Annotated in this window: 17 protein-coding genes and 1 riboswitch; of the genes, 16 read left to right on the forward strand and 1 reads right to left on the reverse strand. The window is 37.0% G+C overall.

What is annotated here, in order from left to right; genetic code table 11:
* Positions 1-30 precede the first annotated feature (30 nt).
* Together ald and alr are read left to right on the forward strand one after the other, a co-directional pair.
* On the forward strand, positions 31-1,167 hold the full coding sequence (gene ald, locus ACI48O_RS02890) for an alanine dehydrogenase (protein WP_435560197.1): 1,137 nt from the start codon (positions 31-33) through the stop codon (positions 1,165-1,167).
* Positions 1,168-1,244: 77 nt separating this feature from the next.
* A complete protein-coding gene (gene alr / locus ACI48O_RS02895; protein ID WP_435560198.1) occupies positions 1,245-2,426 on the forward strand; it encodes an alanine racemase in 1,182 nt (393 codons plus the stop codon).
* A 38-nt stretch (positions 2,427-2,464) separates the two neighbouring features.
* Here the strand turns inward: alr and ACI48O_RS02900 are convergent, their stop codons facing one another.
* Positions 2,465-4,324, reverse strand: a complete 1,860-nt coding sequence (locus ACI48O_RS02900) for an electron transport protein (RefSeq protein ID WP_435560199.1) — start codon at positions 4,322-4,324, stop codon at positions 2,465-2,467.
* Positions 4,325-4,498: 174 nt separating this feature from the next.
* Between ACI48O_RS02900 and menE the strand changes: the two genes are divergently transcribed.
* The 14 genes from menE to galU all read left to right on the forward strand — a co-directional run bounded on the left by menE (position 4,499) and on the right by galU (position 20,917).
* Entirely contained in the window at positions 4,499-6,028 is a 1,530-nt protein-coding gene (gene menE, locus ACI48O_RS02905; protein WP_435560200.1) for an o-succinylbenzoate--CoA ligase, read from the forward strand.
* Positions 6,029-6,132: 104 nt separating this feature from the next.
* Positions 6,133-6,495, forward strand: coding sequence for a group I truncated hemoglobin (locus tag ACI48O_RS02910; protein ID WP_435560201.1), 363 nt, complete (start codon positions 6,133-6,135; stop codon positions 6,493-6,495).
* Positions 6,496-6,870: 375 nt separating this feature from the next.
* On the forward strand, positions 6,871-8,307 hold the full coding sequence (locus ACI48O_RS02915) for a circularly permuted type 2 ATP-grasp protein (RefSeq protein ID WP_435560202.1): 1,437 nt from the start codon (positions 6,871-6,873) through the stop codon (positions 8,305-8,307).
* Positions 8,308-8,330: 23 nt separating this feature from the next.
* Complete coding sequence (locus ACI48O_RS02920) at positions 8,331-9,326, forward strand: alpha-E domain-containing protein (protein WP_435560203.1); 996 nt, start codon at positions 8,331-8,333, stop codon at positions 9,324-9,326.
* Positions 9,323-10,195 carry a transglutaminase family protein gene (locus ACI48O_RS02925; protein WP_435560204.1) on the forward strand — a complete coding sequence of 291 codons (873 nt, stop codon included), beginning with the start codon at positions 9,323-9,325 and terminating at the stop codon, positions 10,193-10,195. The genes ACI48O_RS02920 and ACI48O_RS02925 overlap by 4 nt, the downstream gene beginning before the upstream one ends.
* A gap of 252 nt (positions 10,196-10,447) precedes the next feature.
* A riboswitch (cobalamin riboswitch) is annotated at positions 10,448-10,645 on the forward strand.
* A 139-nt stretch (positions 10,646-10,784) separates the two neighbouring features.
* On the forward strand, positions 10,785-12,032 hold the full coding sequence (locus tag ACI48O_RS02930; protein ID WP_435560205.1) for a prenyltransferase/squalene oxidase repeat-containing protein: 1,248 nt from the start codon (positions 10,785-10,787) through the stop codon (positions 12,030-12,032).
* A 99-nt stretch (positions 12,033-12,131) separates the two neighbouring features.
* Entirely contained in the window at positions 12,132-12,887 is a 756-nt protein-coding gene (locus ACI48O_RS02935) for a DUF4430 domain-containing protein (RefSeq protein ID WP_435560206.1), read from the forward strand.
* A 16-nt stretch (positions 12,888-12,903) separates the two neighbouring features.
* Complete coding sequence (locus ACI48O_RS02940) at positions 12,904-13,782, forward strand: energy-coupling factor transporter transmembrane component T (RefSeq protein ID WP_435560207.1); 879 nt, start codon at positions 12,904-12,906, stop codon at positions 13,780-13,782.
* Positions 13,764-15,407, forward strand: a complete 1,644-nt coding sequence (locus tag ACI48O_RS02945; RefSeq protein ID WP_435560209.1) for an ABC transporter ATP-binding protein — start codon at positions 13,764-13,766, stop codon at positions 15,405-15,407. Before ACI48O_RS02940 ends, ACI48O_RS02945 begins: the two co-directional genes overlap by 19 nt.
* Positions 15,395-16,087, forward strand: coding sequence for an ECF transporter S component (locus ACI48O_RS02950; RefSeq protein ID WP_435560210.1), 693 nt, complete (start codon positions 15,395-15,397; stop codon positions 16,085-16,087). Before ACI48O_RS02945 ends, ACI48O_RS02950 begins: the two co-directional genes overlap by 13 nt.
* A gap of 475 nt (positions 16,088-16,562) precedes the next feature.
* Positions 16,563-16,904: a helix-turn-helix domain-containing protein gene (locus ACI48O_RS02955; protein ID WP_435560212.1), complete on the forward strand. Its 342-nt coding sequence runs from the start codon at positions 16,563-16,565 to the stop codon at positions 16,902-16,904.
* A gap of 181 nt (positions 16,905-17,085) precedes the next feature.
* Positions 17,086-17,751: a YveK family protein gene (locus tag ACI48O_RS02960; protein ID WP_435560214.1), complete on the forward strand. Its 666-nt coding sequence runs from the start codon at positions 17,086-17,088 to the stop codon at positions 17,749-17,751.
* A 428-nt stretch (positions 17,752-18,179) separates the two neighbouring features.
* The gene (locus ACI48O_RS02965) at positions 18,180-20,000 is read left to right on the forward strand and encodes a polysaccharide biosynthesis protein (RefSeq protein ID WP_435560409.1); all 1,821 of its coding nucleotides are present in this window, start codon (positions 18,180-18,182) and stop codon (positions 19,998-20,000) included.
* 14 nt (positions 20,001-20,014) lie between these two features.
* Positions 20,015-20,917, forward strand: a complete 903-nt coding sequence (galU, locus tag ACI48O_RS02970) for a UTP--glucose-1-phosphate uridylyltransferase GalU (RefSeq protein ID WP_435560215.1) — start codon at positions 20,015-20,017, stop codon at positions 20,915-20,917.
* The last annotated feature ends 75 nt before the right edge of the window (positions 20,918-20,992 follow it).

A 20,992-nucleotide genomic window follows, 5' to 3' on the forward strand; every position in this document is an offset into this window, starting at 1 on the left:
AAACAAGTAATCAAAAGGGGGAAGTAAGAAATGATCATTGGTGTGCCAAAAGAAATAAAAAATAATGAAAATCGGGTAGCACTCACTCCAGCTGGGGTTGTTTCTTTTGTCAATGCAGGGCATCGAGTTTTAGTTGAAACAAATGCAGGCTTAGGAAGCAGTTTTGTAGATGAAGATTATCTAGCAGCAGGTGCTGAAATCATTGAGCAAGCGGCAGATGTTTGGGCAAAAGCAGAGATGATCATGAAGGTGAAAGAACCTCTTGAAAGCGAGTATCAATACTTCCGTTCCGGATTACTTTTATTCACATACCTTCATTTGGCAGCAGAGCCATTTTTAGCAAAAGCTCTTAAAGAAAAAGGAGTAACAGCCATTGCATATGAAACGGTTGAGGTGAACCGAACCCTTCCGCTTCTTACACCAATGAGTGAAGTTGCCGGTCGAATGGCTGCGCAAACTGGTGCTCAATTCTTGCAGAAGACAAACGGAGGCATGGGAATTCTATTAGCCGGGGTTCCGGGGGTTAACCGTGGTAAAGTCACCATTATTGGGGGCGGAATCGTCGGAACAAACGCAGCAAAAATGGCGATTGGTTTAGGTGCAGACGTTACGATTATCGACTTGAGTGCAGAACGTCTTCGCCAGTTAGATGATATCTTTGGAAATCAAATTAAGACATTAATGTCTAACCCGTTCAATATTGCTGATGCAGTCGTGGAAGCCGATTTGTTAATCGGAGCTGTACTGATCCCTGGTGCAAAAGCACCAAAGCTTGTAACGGAAGAAATGGTCAAAACAATGAAGCCGGGTTCCGTCATTGTGGACGTTGCAATCGACCAAGGCGGCATCGTTGAGACAAGTGATCATGTTACCACACATGACAATCCAACATATGTTAAGCATGGAGTTGTACATTACGCTGTTGCGAATATGCCAGGGGCTGTACCTAGGACTTCAACGATGGCGTTAACTAATGTTACCGTGCCATATGCATTACAAATTGCCAATAAAGGAATTGTTAAAGCAATTCACGACAATCCTGCCTTAAAGCTAGGTGTTAATGTGGTCAATGGTGAGATTACTTATGAAGCAGTGGCAAAGGACCTTTGCTATGACTTTGTAACAGTTGAGGCAGCTCTAGCACAGCAAGTAGAAGCCCTTCATTAAACCAATATAATCCCTCAAGGAGTTTTCTTGAGGGATTTTTCATCAAAATGATGTGAAGTGGGTCTGGAGGAATGTCAATGAATTCACATAGTTTCCGAGATACATGGGTCGAGGTTTCTCTTGCGGCAATTAAACAAAATACCGAGCAGTATAAAGATTTTATAGGAGCCAATGTCAAGTTAATGGCGGTGGTGAAGGCCGATGGGTATGGACATGGTGCAGTGGAGGTTGCGAAAACCGTTATCAGGGGAGGAGCAGAGTATTTAGCCGTAGCATTCTTGGATGAGGCAATGCAGTTGCGAAACGCCGGTGTAAAACAACCGATTTTAGTATTGGGATATACACCCGTACGCTCAATCAAAGAGGCAATCGTTGCAAATATTGATTTAACCGTTTTTTCTAAGGAAACATTGGACGAAATCATATTTCAAGCTGAGCAGCTACATAAATCGGTTTCCGTACATTTAAAAGTGGATACAGGGATGTCAAGAATTGGAGTCCAAAACGCTGAGGATGCACTAGTTATTGCTGAGAAAATCATTACAAATCCCTTTGTTTATCTTAAGGGAATCTTTACCCATTTTGCCAATGCTGATAGTAATGATCCTTCTTTTACATATGAACAATATGGACAATTTCAAAAGGTGATTTCCCACTTGGAAGATTGCGGTATTCACATCCCGCTGAAGCATTGCTGCAATACTGCAGGAACGATGATTTTTCCCGATATGCATCTCGATATGGTGCGGGTTGGAATTGGACTCTATGGGCTTTATCCAGACCCATCTTTAAAATCTCATGTTATCACTTTAAAGCAGGCGATGGCACTAAAAACAAAGGTGGCGGCTTTGAAAATAGTTCCAGCAGCCCGCCCAATTAGTTACGGATGTACAAATGCTCCAAAAAAAGACTCAATAATCGCGACTTTGCCAATCGGTTATGCTGATGGACTTTCACGCCTTCTTTCAAACTGTGGACAATTTTTGCTGGATGGACACAAGGTTCCTGTTATGGGAAGGGTGTGCATGGACCAAACGATGGTGAATGTTTCAGAAATACCTGAATGCAAGCTTGGTGATGTAATCACTATTTTTGGGTCGGATAATGAGGCGTTTCAATCTGTAGATGAAATTGCAGATTTGATGGGGACGATTAATTATGAGACCGTTTGTTTAATTGGTAAAAGAGTGCCTCGAATTTATCATTTTTCAGATCGTAAATTACATAATAGCTCATCATGCGCTACCTTTTCCATATAAGCACAAAAAGACCATTTCGGTCTTTTTGTGCTTTGCAATTATTTTTGATCCGTCAGCCGTAGCAAGAAGTGAATAAGTGCACTTTGCTCAGCGTCGGTGAACCCAGTTGACTCATCCACCCAAAACTCATGTCCTATACCGGAAACGTGGGCGGTGCTCGTTTCTTCGGCAGATTGGTTTGCTTGAATGACCATTTTTCTTATGTCCGAATCAATTAGCGCTTGTAAGCTATTGTAGGGATCGGCTTTTTTATTTTTCATTAATGTATTGGGGATTCCGACTTCAAAATTTTCACCAATCGCTACTCCCCCATCATGTAAATAAGGGGCGCTCCAATATAATCCATAAAGGCTTGGAATTTTATAGGCACCTTTATTTTTGCCGTGTGCCCATCCTAGTTCTAAAGATTTTCTCTGCTGCTCGCTTAAAGGAATCTTTTTAACCTTTGGATTTTTTGGTATGGGTACAGGAGTCTCGGAGGAATAGAGTTTGGGATCCGCAAAATAAAGTTCTGTTTTTTTAAATCCTCCTGCCCTTGAAGGTTCTGTCCCAATTTCTTCTACCTTAACCAAACTGTTTTTCGTATAATACTCTCCGCTATGGCATGTAATGCAACCGGCCCTTGAAAAAATTCTTTGACCTTCCGCGTACACTGCATCATCACGCTCTAAACCCGTTTGTGGTGTCTTTAAAGAGTTCATATAAGCGGAAATGGCATTTAATTGTTCCCAAACCTTATATCCTTCTGAGCTCGGCAGCATTCCGGTGCTTGTGGTAAAGGATATTTTCGGGAATGTGACCGCTTTGACTAATGTATTGACGCCAGGATTGCCAGGAGTAGGATCAACGCTTTCGAAAAACTTGGAAGGCTTTTGATTACTGTTGGGATCATATCTAAACTTTTTGTTGGCTGCATTTTGCAGTATTGTTCCAATATAGAGCTCTTTATCAATGTTTAACACCGGTTCAGAGATTTCCGTTTGTGACAGAGTATCCATGTTTTGCCCATGGGCATTATTAATGGCAGCACTTAATCCCGTAAATGGTCCGATTTGCCCTTGACCGCTCCATCCGTAGGGATGATCGCCCAATGTAAAGGAATCGGGAATTTGAACTGGGTCGTTATTAAAATCTATTGTTGTATCATTGCTTCCTTTTGGCCATTTAACGAGTTCAGCGTCCACATATTTCTCTAATTTCTCTTTGTCGGGTAAGGAAATTTTCTGGGTGTTTTCTGTGTTTTCCTTAGTTTTAATAATAAAATCTTTAATGCTTTTCATTTCAGTGTGAGTGAAGTAACCAGCTGTATTGGTACCCATCGCAAGTGCCAAACCAACATCGACATCGGAATTAGGGACACCGGGTAGTACCTTTCCGTTATCATCTACGGTTGCATGACAGGCGGCACAGCTTACTCCTGCTTTTACTCTGCCTTGATCGACAACAAACTTTATCCCTAAAGGAAGAATGGACCCTTTGGCAACGTCTAGGCCGGTACTAATTAACTCCCCTTTTTTAATCGATCTATTACCTGCTTGAAATGATTGGGCCGCTTCGACCTTCAGGTTTGATGTTCCTTCCCCCTTTAATCTTAAGATGGCTTTAGAAATATTTGGAATCGTTAATGCCCCATCAAATAATCCTAAAATATCAGTGAAAAATACCTCGTTTCCGAAAGACTCTTCAAAAAACATCTGCTTTCCTAGTTGAATTTGCTCATCTGATCCAGCTTCTTCATCAGAAGAAATTGATTGCACCTTTGCAGACCCTTGGTTTTTATTCACTATTTTTTCATTAGGAGGTGTATAGGCATATTCAAACGTTGTAAACCTAAAAACTCCAAAGCCGAGTCCGATTAATGCCAAGAAAATGACTAATGTACGTACTAGTCTGTTCATTTAATTACCCACCTTAAGAGCTTAATTCCTTTTTATTTTCCACATAAGTATAAATTTTAAGCACTTATTTTCCTTTTTTGTGCTTTAATCATTTATTTCTTTTAAATAACGTGTAACTTGGATGTAACTTCTTTTTCTTAAGATTGGAATATTAAGAAAGAGGGAGAGATCACGATGTGGCGGGAGATAGATTGGATTGAAAATAGAGCAAGTTTATCGCCGGATCAAACAGCGGTTATTGATGCGGATCAAAATCAAATCTTCACCTATGCTCAGATAAATTCTAGAGCAAGGGCTATTGCTGCGTGGCTTGTCAAAAGGGGAGTCCGAAAAGGAGACCGTATCGCCCTTTTGTCCCCTAATCATATTGCCTATTTTGATTTATTGTTTGCTTGTACCAAAATAGGTGCCGTATTTGTTCCGCTTAATTGGAGATTATCAGTAGACGAGCTCAACTATATTTTGGCTGATAGTTCACCGATCCTAATGGGTTACCATTCTAAATTTCAAGATAAAATAGATGAATTATATACAGATAAAGACAAGATATTTTGCATAAACAATAGTGAATTTAATGAAATTGTAAATGGACAATATTGTTTAACAGTAGATACTTTGGTTGCTGAAGAGGATGCAGCGCTAATTATTTATACGGGGGGAACGACGGGGAAGCCGAAAGGGGTAGTCCTTGCCCACCGCTCTATTCTGTTTAATGCGATCAATACGATCCTGAGTTGGAGTTTAACCGATCGAGATTGTACGTTAACGAGCATGCCTATGTTTCACACTGGAGGGCTAAATGTCCTGTCCCTTCCACTTTTATTGATGGGGGGGAAGGTGGTTATCACAGAAGCGTTCAGTCCGGTTAAATCGATTGAATTTATTAATGAATACAAGTGTACAATTGTTATCTTTGTGCCGACGATGTACCATATGCTTTTTGAAACAAAAGAGTTTCAAAATAGTTTTTTCCCTTCCATTAAAACCTTCCTTTCTGGAGGAGCACCTTGTCCATTGGAGGTTTATGAGGTTTTTAACAGAAAGGGAATTGCCTTTAAAGAAGGATACGGATTAACAGAGGCAGGACCAAATAACTTCTTCATTGATCCTGTCGTAGCCAATCAAAAAAGAGGTTCAGTGGGCAAGCCGATGCTTTTGAATACTATTAAGTTGGTTACGGATGATGGTCGTGAAGCGGAACCGAATGAAGTAGGTGAAATTATAATAAAAGGAAAGCATGTGTTTGATCATTATTGGAACAATACCCTGGCAACGGAGGAAGTATTTCAAGATGGGTGGCTCCATACAGGGGATTTAGCAAGAAAAGACGAGGAAGGATTTTTTTATATTGTCGGTCGAAAAAAAGATATGATTATTACTGGTGGAGAAAACGTGTATCCTCTCGAAATAGAGAATTGGCTGGGATCCCATTCAGATATCATCGAGGCGGCAATTATCGGAATACCTGACGAAAAATGGGGAGAGGTTGTAACAGCTTTTGTTGTTGCTAACTCAACGACAATCACAGCGGAACAATTAGTTTCTTTCTGTGAATATAAGCTTGGCAAATATAAAATCCCGAGGAAATTTATTTTTCTTCCTGAATTGCCGAAAACTCATGTTGGGAAAATTGATAAAAAGAGACTAAAAGAAATAGGAATTAAATTTTTAAATATGAATTCTACCAAGAATAACAATACATGAAAATAGACTGATTTCTTTAATAATGGAAAATAGTATAATTGAGAATAAAAACCAGATTTGTGTGGAAATCTTAAAATTGTAACCATTTAGAAGGGGGATAAAAAATGGAAGAGAATCTTTACGAAAAGCTAGGTGGGGAAGAATCTATTCAAAAGGTGGTAGACTATTTTTACAATGACCTCGTGTTAAAGGATGACAGAGTTAATCAATTCTTTGAACAAACTGATATGGAAAAACAACGAAGACACCAAGCTAAATTTATTAGCTTTGCCTTAGGTGGACCCAATCAATACACTGGACAATCGATGGCAAAGGCACATGAAGGAATGAACCTCCAGCCAGAACACTTTAATGCCATTGCTAATCATTTGCATGACGCCTTGGCGCATTATGGAGTAAGTGAAGCTGACATTGATCAAGCTTTAACGAAAGTAGCTTCATTACGGGATGACATTTTATATAAATAATTTTTATAAATAAAAATACATAAAATGCGGCTTTGGATTGAGTTCCAGGCCGTTTTTTTATTGTTTTTAAGGTAAAAGGCCAAAAGATCACAAAGAGCTCAACAGATAGCAGAATAGTAAAAAAACAATAAATTTACAGAATATTTAAATTTGAGACATTGACAACACCTGTTGGCGAGTGGTATCCTCATGTTAGAAAAACTTACATATTAAGTAAAATGATGTAACGCATAACAATCTATTCTGTAACCAATTGATATAAAAAAACTTTTTTTGTTTTATGTGATAGTATTTCTGACATAATTCGAGTTTTTATGACAAATCCTGATTATTTCCATTGGTTTACTTTAGAAAAAAGGATGAAGGAGGAACATCATGTTTTCAAACTATGAATTTGAACACACCTTTGATGAAATGATTAATGAGGAAGGGGAAATACGAACTCATTATGAACATGTTCATGACTTGATTAGCAAGATGAAAGGAAAAGAATTAGAAGAATTACAACAATCGATGCAATCTTACATGATGAAACAAGGTGTAACCTTTACTTTATATAATGGTGAGGAAGGCGATTCATTAGAACGGACCATTCCTGTAGATATCATTCCCAGGATCATCCCTGCAGATGAATGGAATATGATCGAAAAAGGAATAAAACAACGAGTGACGGCAATGAATCAATTTATTCGAGATATTTACCATGAACAAGTCATCCTCCGTGAGGGGATCATTCCTCGAAAAATGGTCATATCCAATCCATATTTTCTTCCAGAAATGATGGGGGTCAGTGTTCCAGGAGATATATATATTCCCCTTTCCGGAATAGATTTAATTAGAGATGAGTCAGGACAATATTTTGTCTTAGAGGATAACTTGAGAACTCCTTCCGGTTTGTCATATGTATTTAAAAATCGCTTTTGGATGCGCCGTCTTGTTAAGGATTTATTTTTTCAACATAAAGTTCGCCCAATTGAACATAGTTTAAATACATTTTTATCTGTATTGAGAAGCCTCTCTCCAAATAATAAAAAAGATCCAGTGGTTGTACTATTGACACCTGGCAGTTATAACTCCGCTTATTTTGAACATACATTTTTAGCGCAGCAAATGGGAATTCCCCTTGTTGAAGGTAAGGATTTAAAGGTAATGAATCAGAAGGTTTATATGAGGACGATGAAAGGACTTCAGCAAGTAGATGTTGTATATCGGCGTGTTGATGATGATTTTCTTGACCCGTTAAGCTTTCGTTCGGATTCTGTCTTAGGGGTTCCGGGGATAATGAATGCTTATCGTGCAGGCAATGTGGCGATTACTAATGCACCAGGTACAGGTATTGCAGATGACAAAGCAATCTACACCTATGTTCCTGACATGATTCGTTTTTATCTTAATGAAGAACCTATTTTAAGTAATATTCCTACTTATATATTATCTAGAAAAGATGACTATGATTATGTGTTATCGCATTTGTCTGAAATGGTTGTAAAAGAAACTTCATTATCAGGCGGGTACGGGATGTTGATTGGTCCAAGCTCCACCGAAAAGGAAATCGCAGATTTTAAAGAAAAAATAATAAAATCTCCTGAAAAATATATTGCACAACCAACTATTAATCTATCATGTGTTCCTTCATTGGTAAAAAACAATATTGAAGGAAGACACGTCGATCTAAGGCCTTTCGCCTTTATGGGAGATAAACAAATTGATGTTCTTCCAGGAGGATTAACAAGAGTGGCATTAAAAGAAGGCAGTCTTGTTGTTAATTCATCACAAGGCGGAGGAAGTAAAGATACTTGGGTACTATATTAAATTTATAGAAAGAAGTGGATAGTATGCTAAATCGTGTAGCTGAATCATTTTATTGGATAGGACGTTACACAGAGAGAATTGATTATACTGCTCGTTTGGTTGATGTTAATTTATATGCTCATCATAGATTGTTAGATAAGCAGAATCATGCTATTGATCTTGAGGGAAGAATGGCTGGTGTTTTATCAAATATCCCTTCTGAAGCACGAGGGAAAATAGATTTACAGCCAAGTAATCTTCTTAAATATATGACATTTGATCGTAATTATCGAAACTCAATATTAAATTGTCTTAGTATGGCAAGAGATAATGTCAGGTCCGTCAGACAATATGCTACTAATAGAATGTGGGATAAGATTAATACTTTTTATTTATGGTTATTAGGTCAAAAAGGTACAGAGCAAACCCCATTTCTTTTCTTTGAAAAAATTCGCAATGAGGTTTTGTTGTTTCAAAGTATTGCAGATTCTTCCATGCTTCATGAAATTGAATGGAGATTTATGCAAGCTGGTGAGCAATTAGAAAGAACCGAAAACGCTGTACGAATGATGCAGATGTTTCTATATTCTATTAATGGGGATACTTTGAAGGATATTTATGGTGATTATCATCGCTTGATCACGTTATTGGAAAGTGTAGATGGCTTTGAAACGTTTAGAAGAGTCCATAAAGATGAAGTGAAGCTGGATAAGGTGATTGAGTTTCTTTTTCTAAATCCAGTTTTCCCGGGTTCTGTTTATTATTCGCTATATGAACTGGAGGAAAATTTGAAAGGTTTGCAAATTGAATTTCAATTGGATCACTTAACAAAGGTAATTCGACAGGTTAATCGCTTGAGAGCGTTAATTTATCAATGTCTTGATTTAAAAGGAAAGACGTGTGAACAGCATCGTGACTTCCTTGCGAATATTGTTACTGGTTGTAACCAAATCGGCCAAGAAATAGAGAAGTGTTTTGTTTATGACAGAGAGGAAGAAGTAATAGAGAACTTACCCCGGAAGCTGGCTGAAATGGTATGAAATTGGAGATTTTTCATCAGACAATTTACACCTACAAAGAATCCGTGGAGGACAGTGTCAATGAAATCCGTTTGACACCCCGAACAGATTCCCGGCAATCATGTGTAAAGCATTTGCTTACGATTGCCCCGGATACCGAGTTATTTTCTTATCAGGACTATTTTGGAAATGTTGCTCATGCCTTTACTGTTAACAAACCACACCGAGAGCTTGTCATAAAATCTCACTCTTTGGTTGTTACCCATGAGACAGACCAAAATGTGTATAATCTTTTGCCTTTAAAAAAAGAAAAAGAAATTATCAAGAGTGAACCGTTTCAGAATACCTTTGCAGAATATTTAAATGGGACTTCTTATACATTTATCACCGAGGAAATTAAAAAATATGCAGCGACACTCCCTGATGTAGAATCTTCTGGGAGTGTCTACCAGCTATTAAGAGATATTTCAGAAACGATTTATTCATCGTTTATATATGACCCTAATGCAACACATGTTCATACGACAGTAGAGGAAACGGTAAAGCTTAGAAGGGGCGTTTGCCAGGACTTTGCGCACTTAATGAGTGCTGTTTGTCGGATTAAAGGGATACCGTCTCGATACATAAGTGGATATCATTTTATCGGAGATCTTCAAGGGGGGCACGCTGATTATAACCAAGCCTCACATGCATGGGTTGAAGCATATGTACCTGGAATCGGCTGGGTAGGTTTTGATCCAACCAATAACGGTCTGATTGATTGGCGATATGTGAAGGTTGGCCATGGCCGTGATTATCGAGATATTGTTCCAGTAAAAGGGATATACAAAGGGACCGCGAAACAAACATTGTCAGTGGAAGTGGATGTGAAAGTGGTAAAAGATGAATAACTAAGTTGTGCACAGCTATGGAAAAAAAACAAACCGCATTGAGATTAATGCGGTTTGTTTTATTTATGAATAATAGTGGGATACATTAAGCATACTTGGGATGTTGAAGTACGTCAACTTGTTTCATTCGACGGTTAACATTAAATGTCGAGTTGATTCAACATATTTTTTAAAAAATCAGAAAATACTACACAAAAAGTTAAAAAAGATATACAATGAAGTCGATAATTTGTATAATGAAAAATGATATTAAAATTAGATTCATAAACAGGTGCTAAAATCTTCTATAGATTACAGATTTAAAGCTTAATAGGGAAGTTTGGTGCAAGCCAACGCGGTCCCGCCACTGTAAATGGGAGCAACCTATAATTTGCCACTGTCGTTAAAGATGGGAAGGCATAGGGAGCAATGATCATGAGCCAGGAAACCTGCCTGTTTTTTTCACCAAATGCCTACGTGGATAGGAGGGTGTTAAGACAGGGACATATTTTTTGTTACTGCTTAACTTGCAAAGACCTCCTCCTAGTAATTTAGGGGGGTTTTTTTGTGTGGTAATTTTTAATACTTTAGGGAATGGAGAGTCGGAGAAATGAAAGTGAAAAGAAATACGAAAATTTTCCTTGTTTTATTAATGTTGTTGTCCATTTTTAAAGGAGGGTTTCAGACGACAGCGCATGCAGCTGAACAAGGAAACCTAATAAAAGAAAATCTTCAAAAATCTGTTAATATTGGTTCAGAATACTTGATAAATAATAAAGTATTTGAATGGGATGTAATTGTTGCTTTAAAAAAAGCTGGTAAAAAAGTTCCGGATACATATTTGTCAACTGTAACTCAAGAAGTAGTGGATAAAAAAGGGGAACTAAACAGTATTACCGATTATGAAGGATACTCAATGGGAATTTTAGCTGCTGGAGGCGATCCAACAAACATCTCTGGTTATAACCTTACCCAATCAATTTATGAAGGGGATGTAACTAGTGGAGGACAGTTATTAAATGGTGTTTATTCTGCACTTCTTGCACTAGATAGTGGAAATTTTGCTATTCCTGAAGATGCGGCTTGGAATCGAGAAAAGCTTATCAATGAATTAGTTGACAATCAATTTGAGGACGGAAGTTGGAGTTATAATTATCAAAAAAATAGTTGGTTCGATATTGATACCACTGCTCAAGCATTAACAGCATTGGCTCCTTATCAGGATCAAGATAAAGTTAAAGCTGCGGTAGACAAGGGATTATTATTTATTAAAAATCATCGTGAATTGTTGAAAAATAGTGGTTCTGCATCGGCTGTTATTGTGGCACTTTCAGCATTAGGCATTGATGCAAATAGCGCTGATTATGCTGTTGATGGGGTAGGTTTAGTAGAATATTTAATGACATTTCAAAATGATGATGGTGGATTTTTCTGGGGATTTATTAAAGATGGCGGGTGGAGTGAAGAAAGTGATTCCATTTCAACGAAATTTGCTTTCCCTGGACTTGTTGCTTACCAGCTATATTTAAACAATAGAGGTTCATTGTATAATTTACTGGTACCTGGTATGGATCCAGAACAACCAACAACACCAGAGCAACCAACAACACCGGAACAACCAGCAACACCAGAGCAACCAACAACACCAGAACAACCACAGCAAAGTAATCAACAAACTGAAACACCAAACACAGTAGTGAATCAAACACCAACTACAGCGGATGCCGCGAAAAATACAGCAGAAGGTCAGCTCCTTCCAAATACTGCAACAAATGGGTACAATACATTATCACTGGGATTATTGATTATGTTCTTAGGGTTGGGAATTTATATGATTGGAAAACGTAAACGGGCATAACATCAAGATGAATCCTCTTGTTTCTAACAGGAGGGTTCCTTTTTTCAATGAATATTTTTTATGTTAGATTTTATTAATGAACATTAGGAGGGAAGTAACATGCCCCAGCTATGGATATATACAAAATTAATGTTGGTAATAATACTTACCTTCAGTCTCTTTGGATGTGGGAATTCTGAAACAAATAAGGTGGATAGTCCAAAGGTAGAAAAATTTGAGCAGTCCAAGAAAGATAGTAAAGAGAAGAAATCAGAAGAATCAAAAGAAGATTCAAAGGAAGAATCAGACGAACAATCCACAGTCAATGAGAGTAATATGGATATAGAAAATGGCGCAAATGAACAAACGCAGTCAGAAGCAAATGTAGAAAGCAAACAATCAGCTTCAGCCGTGGTAAATAAAGCACCAACAACAACCTCTGATAATAGAACTAGTAATTCAAGTAATGTTACCGATAATACAACTACGAACCAGCAAACATCCAATACAAACAGTGGAACAGTTGCTCCAGCACAACCCGTGGAACCAACAAACCCTGAGCCAGTTAAACCAATCGTAACAATCTCTATTATTGGTCCAAGTGGTCATGGGACCATTATCGGTGAAACGAAGGAAACGATTGATGAAGGTGCGACGGTTTTTGATGTTCTTCTTCAAGTTACAAAAAAGAACGATATTTATGTAAAATATAGTGGGAGTGGTTCGAGAGCCTACGTGATTGGAATAAACAATATTGAAGCTAAAGGATCTAACGGTTGGATCTATAAATTAAATGGCACTTTAGTCATGCAGGGAGCTGGAGCCGTCAAGGTCAAGAACGGTGACCATATTGTATGGAGCTACACAAATAACTAATTGGAGGGGAGAGGTCATGAAAAAGCGCTTTGAGCGTTTTCATCCGCTCGTTTTGTTTAGTTATTATGTGGGTGTATTAGCTTTACTTATGCTATTGTTTCATCCAATTGTTTTAGTAGTTGGATTAGTAATTATTGTTATCTTTCATTTTATACAAGATCGCTGCAGAAGCTTGCGGCGATGGTTTTTTTTAATGGTATCAACAGGAGTTATCATTATTATACTGAACCCATTGTTCAATCAAAATGGAAGTCATGTTCTGTTTAATATTTTTAAACGGCAGTTTACTCTTGAAGCAACTATGTTCGGGGTAACAACCGCCTTATCGATAATGGGGGTAATTGCCATCTTTGTTTCCTATAATGAGGTCATGACCCCCAATAAAATTTTCTATTTGTTTTCAAAGCTCCTCCCGCAATTTGCAGTTTTATTGATGTTAACGCTGCGCTTTATTCCGCTGATGAAAAGACGACTGGAGGAAATCTCAGCGGTTCAAACAAGTAAAGGGCTATCTGTTAGGTCTGGTTCATGGAACAGTAGAGTAAAATCAGGCTTGTTATATGTACAAGTTCTCCTAACGTACTCACTTGAAGAAGCGATCCAAACGGCAGATTCGATGAAGGCTAGAGGCTACGGCCTGGGAACTCGTTCTACTTATGATTATTTTCGATTTAAAAAGGCTGATTTAACAGCTATCATCTATTTAGTTCTTTTCATGATATTAGCTTTATATGGCCGGTTTTTAGGGTATGGGTTTTTAACGATTTATCCGTTAATTGAAACGCTGAAATTATCCGTCATGGACACAGCGGTGTTTGGGGAATTCCTTCTATTTTTAGGATTCCCACTTTTTGTTGAAATTGGAGGGATGTTAAAATGGCGCAAATTGAACTGAAAAATGTCACATACTCCTACCCGGATGCACTTCATCCTGCACTTAACAATTTATCCCTCCAAATTGAAAAAGGGCAGTTTGTTGTACTTTTTGGATCGTCAGGAAGCGGAAAGAGTACCTTGTTGCGTTTATTGAAAAAGGAAATTAGACCCCATGGTAAATTTACTGGTGATATAGTAATAAATCATCGCTCCATTTCAGAATCGGATGGACCCGCTAGTGAAATTGGCTTCGTTTTTCAAGATCCGGAAAATCAGGTAGTAGCTGAAAACGTCCTGCAGGAAATTGTCTTTGGCCTTGAAAACATGGGACTTTCAACGACAGAAATGAGAAGTAGAGTGGCAGAAATGGTCCATTTCTTCGGAGCTGAGTCGTTATTAGAGCGGAAAACCTATGAGCTTTCAGGTGGAAAGAAGCAACAAATAAATTTAGCCTCGGTTTTATTAATGCAGCCGGATATCCTATTGCTCGATGAACCCACGGCACAGCTCGATCCTGTCAGTTCAAGAGAATTGTTGGATATGCTTGTCAGACTAAACGAAGAGTTTGGCATTACCATTATTGTTGCTGAACATAGATTAGAAGAATTTTTTACAATTTCCGATAAAATTGTAATGCTGGATCAGGGAGAGATCACGCACGTTGGGGAGCCGAAGCAGATTATGAAAATGCTATGGGATTCTCCTAATCGTGTTTTTGTTCCAAGCATTCCTGCACTCTATTTAAGTGCAGAAAACACAGGGGACCATGCTTTTCCACCGTTAACAGTTAAGGAAGGAAAACGTTGGATTCAGCAAATCAATCTTATTGAACCAAAAGCCACATCTTCACCGTTGGTTAAAAATCACAATGAAATATTATTCCATATCAAAAATCTTTCTTTTTTATATAACAGAGATGATGACATGGTTATAAAGGACTTGGAATTCTCCTTAAATAAAGGAGAAACATATGCATTATTAGGAGGAAATGGCTCAGGGAAATCGACACTCTTAAAGTTGATTTGTGGAATGCTCAAGCCAGCAGCTGGAAAAGTATTTTTTCATGAAAAGCCATTAAAAGCTTGGGGGAAAAACGAATTAGTAAAAAGAATTGGCTATCTCCCACAAAATCCTAAACTCTTTTTTATACAGGATTCAGTAGAAAAAGAAATTCACGATACGATGAAACAATGGGGCATAACGGATCAGCATCTAGTTGATGATCTTTTAAAATCACTTGGAATTTTGCACCTCCAACATCAGCATCCTTATGATCTTAGCGGCGGAGAACTTCAAAAGGCAGCATTAGCCTGTTTGTTGTTGAGAAAACCCGAAGTTCTATTGCTTGATGAACCAACTAAGGGACTTGATCCGGTGTCTAAAGCAAATTTGGGCTCTATTCTTTTAAATCTACAAGCTGACGGAGTTACCATCGTCATGTCCACCCATGATATTGAATTTGCAGCAAAGCACGCCACGAAGTGTGGCATGATGTTTCAGGGGCAAATTACATCAGAAGGGCTGCCGAACCAATTTTTTAAAGGGAACTTCTTTTATACAACAATGATTCAAAGATTATTTCACCATGTACCTAATAGTAGTATTATGACGCTTGAGGAGGCCGTTCGTGTATGCAACACATAAGGGCATTAGGAAAAATAGGTCTGCCAATTGTTGCGTTAATCCTACTTGGTCTTACAATATGGTGGGGAGAAAACTATTTTTTAATTAGCATTGGAATAATTGCTTCAGCTATTCTTTTGATTCTTACCCGCTTTGAAAATAGAAAAATCGAAGCGAGAGAGCTAGTCCTCATAGCAGTTTTGGCTTCGATTGCCGCGGTCGGGCGCATTCCGTTTGCCAGCCTTCCAAGTGTCCAGCCAACCACGTTTATCATTATGATCTCAGGCCTCGTGTTTGGTGCTGAAAGTGGCTTTATCATTGGAGCTGTTGCAGCACTTGCATCAAACATGATCCTCGGTCAAGGTCCTTGGACTCCTTGGCAGATGGTAGCTTGGGGCTTGGTCGGATTCAGTGCCGGTTTGCTGGGAAGAACGAAATTCTTGAAGTCTACATGGGGAAAAATTGTTTTCGGTGTAGTGTGGGGATTTTTGTTTGGTTGGATTATGAACGTGTGGGGAATTCTCTCATTAAGTCAATATGGAAACGTAATTGATATGAATGCCGTACTCACATATTTTGCTGGTAGTGCTCTATTTGATTTCATGCATGCGGTTTCCAATACAGTCTTTTTTGTCTTATTTGGGAAAAAGTGGATTGCTGTTTTAAGCCGTTTTAAGAGGAAATATGGATTGATGGAATAACACGAAAATAGTCAGATTAAACTGCAGGGTTGTCGGGGGATCTCGACAACCCTGCAGTTTATGTAATAATTTTTAGATTTTTAAAGTCTTAGATTGAATTGACACCCCCTTAATTAGGTGATACTTTATAAGTACAAATTGTTCTTTATATAGAAACGGTGTTCAATGTGAATTATTTAAAAAAGTGGTATGACAATAATGATGAAAGGAGAGAAAATAGCTAATCTCCTTAAAGGAAATTGTCTTTTTTTTTTTTTTTTTGAAAAAACGTTCTCAAAAGAGAACGAATCCCTTCTGATTTCCTCTGCAGATTTAATTTCTTTTTCGAAATAATCAATTAAGTCTTTGATGATTTGATTTGTTACATCACTAATCTAATTCGTATAAAAAATCAAAAATACACGACCTATTACAAATCCTTGTGAAAATTATAAATACTTGAGATTTATAAAATAATTCAAACGAGGTAGATTGAATGATTGGAAAAAATATAAATGAGTTTCGAAAAAAAAAGGGGCTTACCCTATCTGAACTTGCTGATAGAGCTCAAATTTCAAAATCTTATTTAAGTAACATAGAAAGAAACTTAAATCAAAATCCCTCTATTAAGGTAATAAAAAAAATTGGAAAGGTTCTTGATGTTGATCTTAAAACGTTGCTTATAACTGGTGAATGCACTCAGTCAGAAACACATTTTGACAATGAATGGCTTGATTTCATAAAAGAGATAAAAGATTTAGAAATTGAGAAGGAACAAATTAAAGAATTCAAAACCATTGTTGATTATATAAAATGGAAAAATCAAAACGGAGGGTGAAAGTGAATGGCAATTTTTTTTAAGGAAAACAAAAATAAAAGTGTTATCCCTTTAACTTAGAAAAGAAAATCACTATAGTTTAAAAAATTTCTAATAGGATGTTTATATTTTTATAAACTTTGAGTATAGATTAAAAAGGGGAAAATTTCTAAATACATAGAGAAGAAACGTGGGGATAAACATGGAAAAAGAAATTAACATCAAAAGGTTTTTTTATGTCATAAAGAAACGTTTTTGGTTAGTTGTTGTATTTGCCTTTTTATTTTCAGTATTTGCGGGTATTTATAGTTTGTTTTTTACTAAGCCCCTTTACGAATCATCTTCACGAGTGATCATAAATGCAGAACCTGAATTGATGAATACCCTTTTGGTTATGATAAAAGAACCTGCATTTTTAGAATATGTAATTGAGAAGTTAAATGTAAATAGAAATCCTGATGATTTAAGTAGACAAGTTTCAGCTGAGAGCATAGGTGGTTCATCTATAGTGAAAATATCTGTTGTCGATACAAATCCTGAGATGGCAGCAAAAATAGCTAATACAACTGCTGCTGTTTTTAAAAAGGAAATACCAAACATTTTAGATTTTAATGATATCAGAGTATTTTCCAAAGCAAAAGTTAGTTCTAATCCCATAAACATAGACCATCAGAAAAAGATATTGATAGGTTTTGTGGTAGGAATCGTTGCTGGTATTGGAATTATATTTTTATTAGACTTTTTTAACGAGACAATAAGGTCAGAACAAAACGCGGAACAAATAGAAATGGCTCCTGTTTTAAGTAGAGTTTCCAAAATAAACACAAATAATTCGACTATTAAAAAAAAGGCTAAAAGTAAAAGCTAGGGTCACTTGGAACTTTGAATAAAAAATCCTCGTATTTTAAGGAAAGAACAAGTCTATTATCTTCCATATAAGAATAAGGAACGTTACATAAGATGGAAGAAAATTTTTTGACCTGAATGTTCTCTATTGAGAACAAAAAAGCGAATAAAGGGTTTCGGTGATGTCTTCTTACCACTATCAATGAAGGCACTCGGTCATGCTGTGGGTTGAAATAGTCCTTAGACGCGGGTCGTCAAGAGCGTGATGTGAGGGGGGGTTAAATGCCCCAAATTTTTATTGAAATTTTCCATTATTTGATCTTGAAAGGTCTAATAATGGAAGATTTTAATTTTAACAATGTTGGAGAGCTTTTTGCTTATGTAATCGATAAAGAACCATCAGTCTTCAAAAAAATAGTAAATAAATTACTACTTGAAAGGAGAGAAGAAATGACATATAGACAAAGGTTGTCATTATTTGTTTTTGTTGATACTTGCATAGTTATCGCAGCTGTTTTCTTTAGTAGGTTTTTGGTAAATGCAACTCTAAGCGTTATTACATTACCTATTATTATAACAGCGGTTACTATCTTGTTAAGTCATCATCTTTTATCATTTAAGTTAAATTTATATAAGAAATCATGGGAATATGCAAGTATTGGGGAATTATTGATAATTTTTAAGGTAGTTACCGGTTCTATTGTGGTAGCTGCAATTGTACAGAAAATTACTGTACAAGAGACCTTTATCAGGCTACTTGTAGTTACATGGATTTTACATATGATACTTATTGGTGGCTCAAGGTTTTGGTGGAGATTGTCTCGAAATTCTTTTATGAGTTTGAATAAGAACAAAAAGAAAACTTTGATAGTGGGGGCTGGCTCTGCTGGTACGATGGTTGCCAGGCAGCTTTTAAAAAATCAGCAATCAGACCTCATACCGGTTGCATTCGTTGATGATGACGAAAAAAAGCATAATCTCGACATATTGGGAGTCCCGGTAGTCGGGGGGATTAATAAGATTCAATGGATTGTAAAAAAATTCGATGTTGATAATATTGTGATTGCAATTCCTTCTCTCAAGAAAAAAGAGTTGAACTTTATATTCCAAGAATGTGCTCATACAAAAGCAAAAACGCAAATTCTTCCGATGCTTGAAGATTTAGTAACTGGGAAGATTGTTGTCAATCAATTTCGTGATGTCCAGGTTGAGGATTTGTTAGGAAGAGAGCCTATCCAACTAGATATTGAAAGTATTTCGGAATATCTAACAGGAAAAACAGTTCTTGTAACGGGTGCTGGTGGATCAATCGGTTCAGAAATTTGTCGGCAAATTTCCTCATTTTGTCCTTCCCGTCTTATTCTGTTAGGGCACGGTGAAAACAGTATTTATTCGATTGAAATGGAATTAAAGGAGAGTTTCTGTGAATCTCATATCGAGTTTATCCCGGAAATTGCCGATTTACAGGATGCGAGAAAAATAGACCTAATCATGAGGACCTACCACCCTGATGTAGTTTATCATGCTGCGGCTCATAAGCATGTTCCACTGATGGAGCGTAATCCTGAGGAAGCAGTAAAAAATAATGTGATAGGAACTAAGAATGTTGCTCAGGCAGCCAGTTGGAATGGAGTAAAAACCTTTGTAATGATATCTACAGATAAAGCAGTAAATCCAACTAGTGTGATGGGATCAACGAAACGGCTCGCTGAAATGACAATTCAGCAAATGGATAAGGATAGTCATACAAAATTTGTGGCTGTAAGGTTTGGAAATGTACTTGGGAGCCGTGGTAGTGTTATTCCTTTATTTAAAAAGCAAATTGAAAAGGGTGGTCCCGTTACTGTTACTCACCCAGAAATGGTCCGTTATTTTATGACGATACCTGAGGCCTCTAGATTAGTGATTCAGGCAGGAGCTCTTGCAAAAGGTGGGGAAATTTTTATCTTAGATATGGGGAATCCGGTTAAGATAGTTGATCTTGCAAAAAACTTAATTAAGCTATCAGGAAATTCTATTGAAGAAATCGATATAGAATTTACTGGAATAAGACCAGGTGAGAAACTATTTGAGGAACTTTTAAAAGAAGAAGAGATCCATGAACAACAAATATATCCGAAAATCTATATTGGTAAAACATCTAAGCTATATATCGAAGAAATAGAAACATTACTTAATACTTTTGAAAAGATGGATAAAGATGAACTTAGAGAAAGACTATTAATGATTGCAAACAGAAAAGAAGATTTCCAATCGGTATTATCAATTTAATAGGAGTGTGCTACATGAAGGTAAAGAAGGCGATTATTCCAGCAGCTGGCCTAGGAACAAGATTTCTACCAGCAACAAAAGCGATGCCAAAAGAAATGCTTCCAATTGTAGATAAACCAACAATTCAATACATTATTGAAGAGGCAGTAGAGTCAGGAATTGAAGATATTATAATTGTGACGGGCAAAGGAAAACGAGCAATCGAAGATCATTTTGATAATTCATTAGAATTAGAGCAAAATTTATATGATAAGGGAAAATATGACTTGCTAAATGAGGTTCAAAAGGCTTCAAAACTTGTTGACATTCATTACATACGTCAAAAAGAACCAAAAGGGCTTGGACATGCGATTTGGTGTGCTCGAAAATTTATTGGGAACGAACCATTTGCAGTGTTGTTAGGAGATGATATTGTGAATGGTGAAAAACCTTGTTTAAAGCAAATGATTGAACAATACGATCGATATAATGCCTCAGTTTTGGGCGTTCAGGAAATACCCAATGAAGAAGTATCTCGATATGGAATTATTAATGGGAGTAAAATAGGCGATCGTATATATACAGTTAGTAATCTAGTCGAAAAACCTAACCAAGAAGAGGCACCATCCAATATTGCAATAATGGGTAGATATATTCTTAGTCCGAAAATTTTTAAAATATTAAGTCATCAGGAACCTGGAGCTGGAGGAGAAATACAGCTTACTGATGCGATCGCCTCCTTAAACCAATATGAAGCTGTTTATGCTTATGCTTTTGAAGGAATTCGTTATGATGTTGGTGAAAAAATGGGATTCATTAAAACTATGATTGAATTTGCATTGAAACGAGAGGATTTAAAAAATGAATTGTCTGAATATTTGGTAAACCTTGTTGAAAAAAACAAGTATATGTTAACTGATTTCCCCAAAAAATCTTAGCTACACTATTTATCTTCAATTCGACTCATACTGTATTAGTGAGAGTTAAGAAAATCTGTTCCTTAAAGGTGGTGA

The sequence above is a fragment of the Neobacillus terrisolis genome, assembly GCF_051233475.1.
GTDB lineage: Bacteria > Bacillota > Bacilli > Bacillales > Cytobacillaceae > Bacillus_BU.

What these genes read in the sequence shown, in the direction of transcription:
- ACI48O_RS02955 (WP_435560212.1), top strand. Translation starts at nt 16,563, where the DNA reads ATGATTGGAAAAAATATAAATGAGTTTCGAAAAAAAAAGGGGCTTACC.
- ACI48O_RS02960 (WP_435560214.1), top strand. Translation starts at nt 17,086, where the DNA reads ATGGAAAAAGAAATTAACATCAAAAGGTTTTTTTATGTCATAAAGAAA.
- alr (WP_435560198.1), top strand. Translation starts at nt 1,245, where the DNA reads ATGAATTCACATAGTTTCCGAGATACATGGGTCGAGGTTTCTCTTGCG.
- ACI48O_RS02900 (WP_435560199.1), bottom strand. Translation starts at nt 4,324, where the DNA reads ATGAACAGACTAGTACGTACATTAGTCATTTTCTTGGCATTAATCGGA.
- galU (WP_435560215.1), top strand. Translation starts at nt 20,015, where the DNA reads ATGAAGGTAAAGAAGGCGATTATTCCAGCAGCTGGCCTAGGAACAAGA.
- ACI48O_RS02965 (WP_435560409.1), top strand. Translation starts at nt 18,180, where the DNA reads ATGACATATAGACAAAGGTTGTCATTATTTGTTTTTGTTGATACTTGC.
- ACI48O_RS02935 (WP_435560206.1), top strand. Translation starts at nt 12,132, where the DNA reads ATGCCCCAGCTATGGATATATACAAAATTAATGTTGGTAATAATACTT.
- ACI48O_RS02945 (WP_435560209.1), top strand. Translation starts at nt 13,764, where the DNA reads ATGGCGCAAATTGAACTGAAAAATGTCACATACTCCTACCCGGATGCA.
- ACI48O_RS02915 (WP_435560202.1), top strand. Translation starts at nt 6,871, where the DNA reads ATGTTTTCAAACTATGAATTTGAACACACCTTTGATGAAATGATTAAT.
- ACI48O_RS02940 (WP_435560207.1), top strand. Translation starts at nt 12,904, where the DNA reads ATGAAAAAGCGCTTTGAGCGTTTTCATCCGCTCGTTTTGTTTAGTTAT.
- ACI48O_RS02920 (WP_435560203.1), top strand. Translation starts at nt 8,331, where the DNA reads ATGCTAAATCGTGTAGCTGAATCATTTTATTGGATAGGACGTTACACA.
- menE (WP_435560200.1), top strand. Translation starts at nt 4,499, where the DNA reads ATGTGGCGGGAGATAGATTGGATTGAAAATAGAGCAAGTTTATCGCCG.
- ACI48O_RS02950 (WP_435560210.1), top strand. Translation starts at nt 15,395, where the DNA reads ATGCAACACATAAGGGCATTAGGAAAAATAGGTCTGCCAATTGTTGCG.
- ald (WP_435560197.1), top strand. Translation starts at nt 31, where the DNA reads ATGATCATTGGTGTGCCAAAAGAAATAAAAAATAATGAAAATCGGGTA.
- ACI48O_RS02910 (WP_435560201.1), top strand. Translation starts at nt 6,133, where the DNA reads ATGGAAGAGAATCTTTACGAAAAGCTAGGTGGGGAAGAATCTATTCAA.
- ACI48O_RS02925 (WP_435560204.1), top strand. Translation starts at nt 9,323, where the DNA reads ATGAAATTGGAGATTTTTCATCAGACAATTTACACCTACAAAGAATCC.
- ACI48O_RS02930 (WP_435560205.1), top strand. Translation starts at nt 10,785, where the DNA reads ATGAAAGTGAAAAGAAATACGAAAATTTTCCTTGTTTTATTAATGTTG.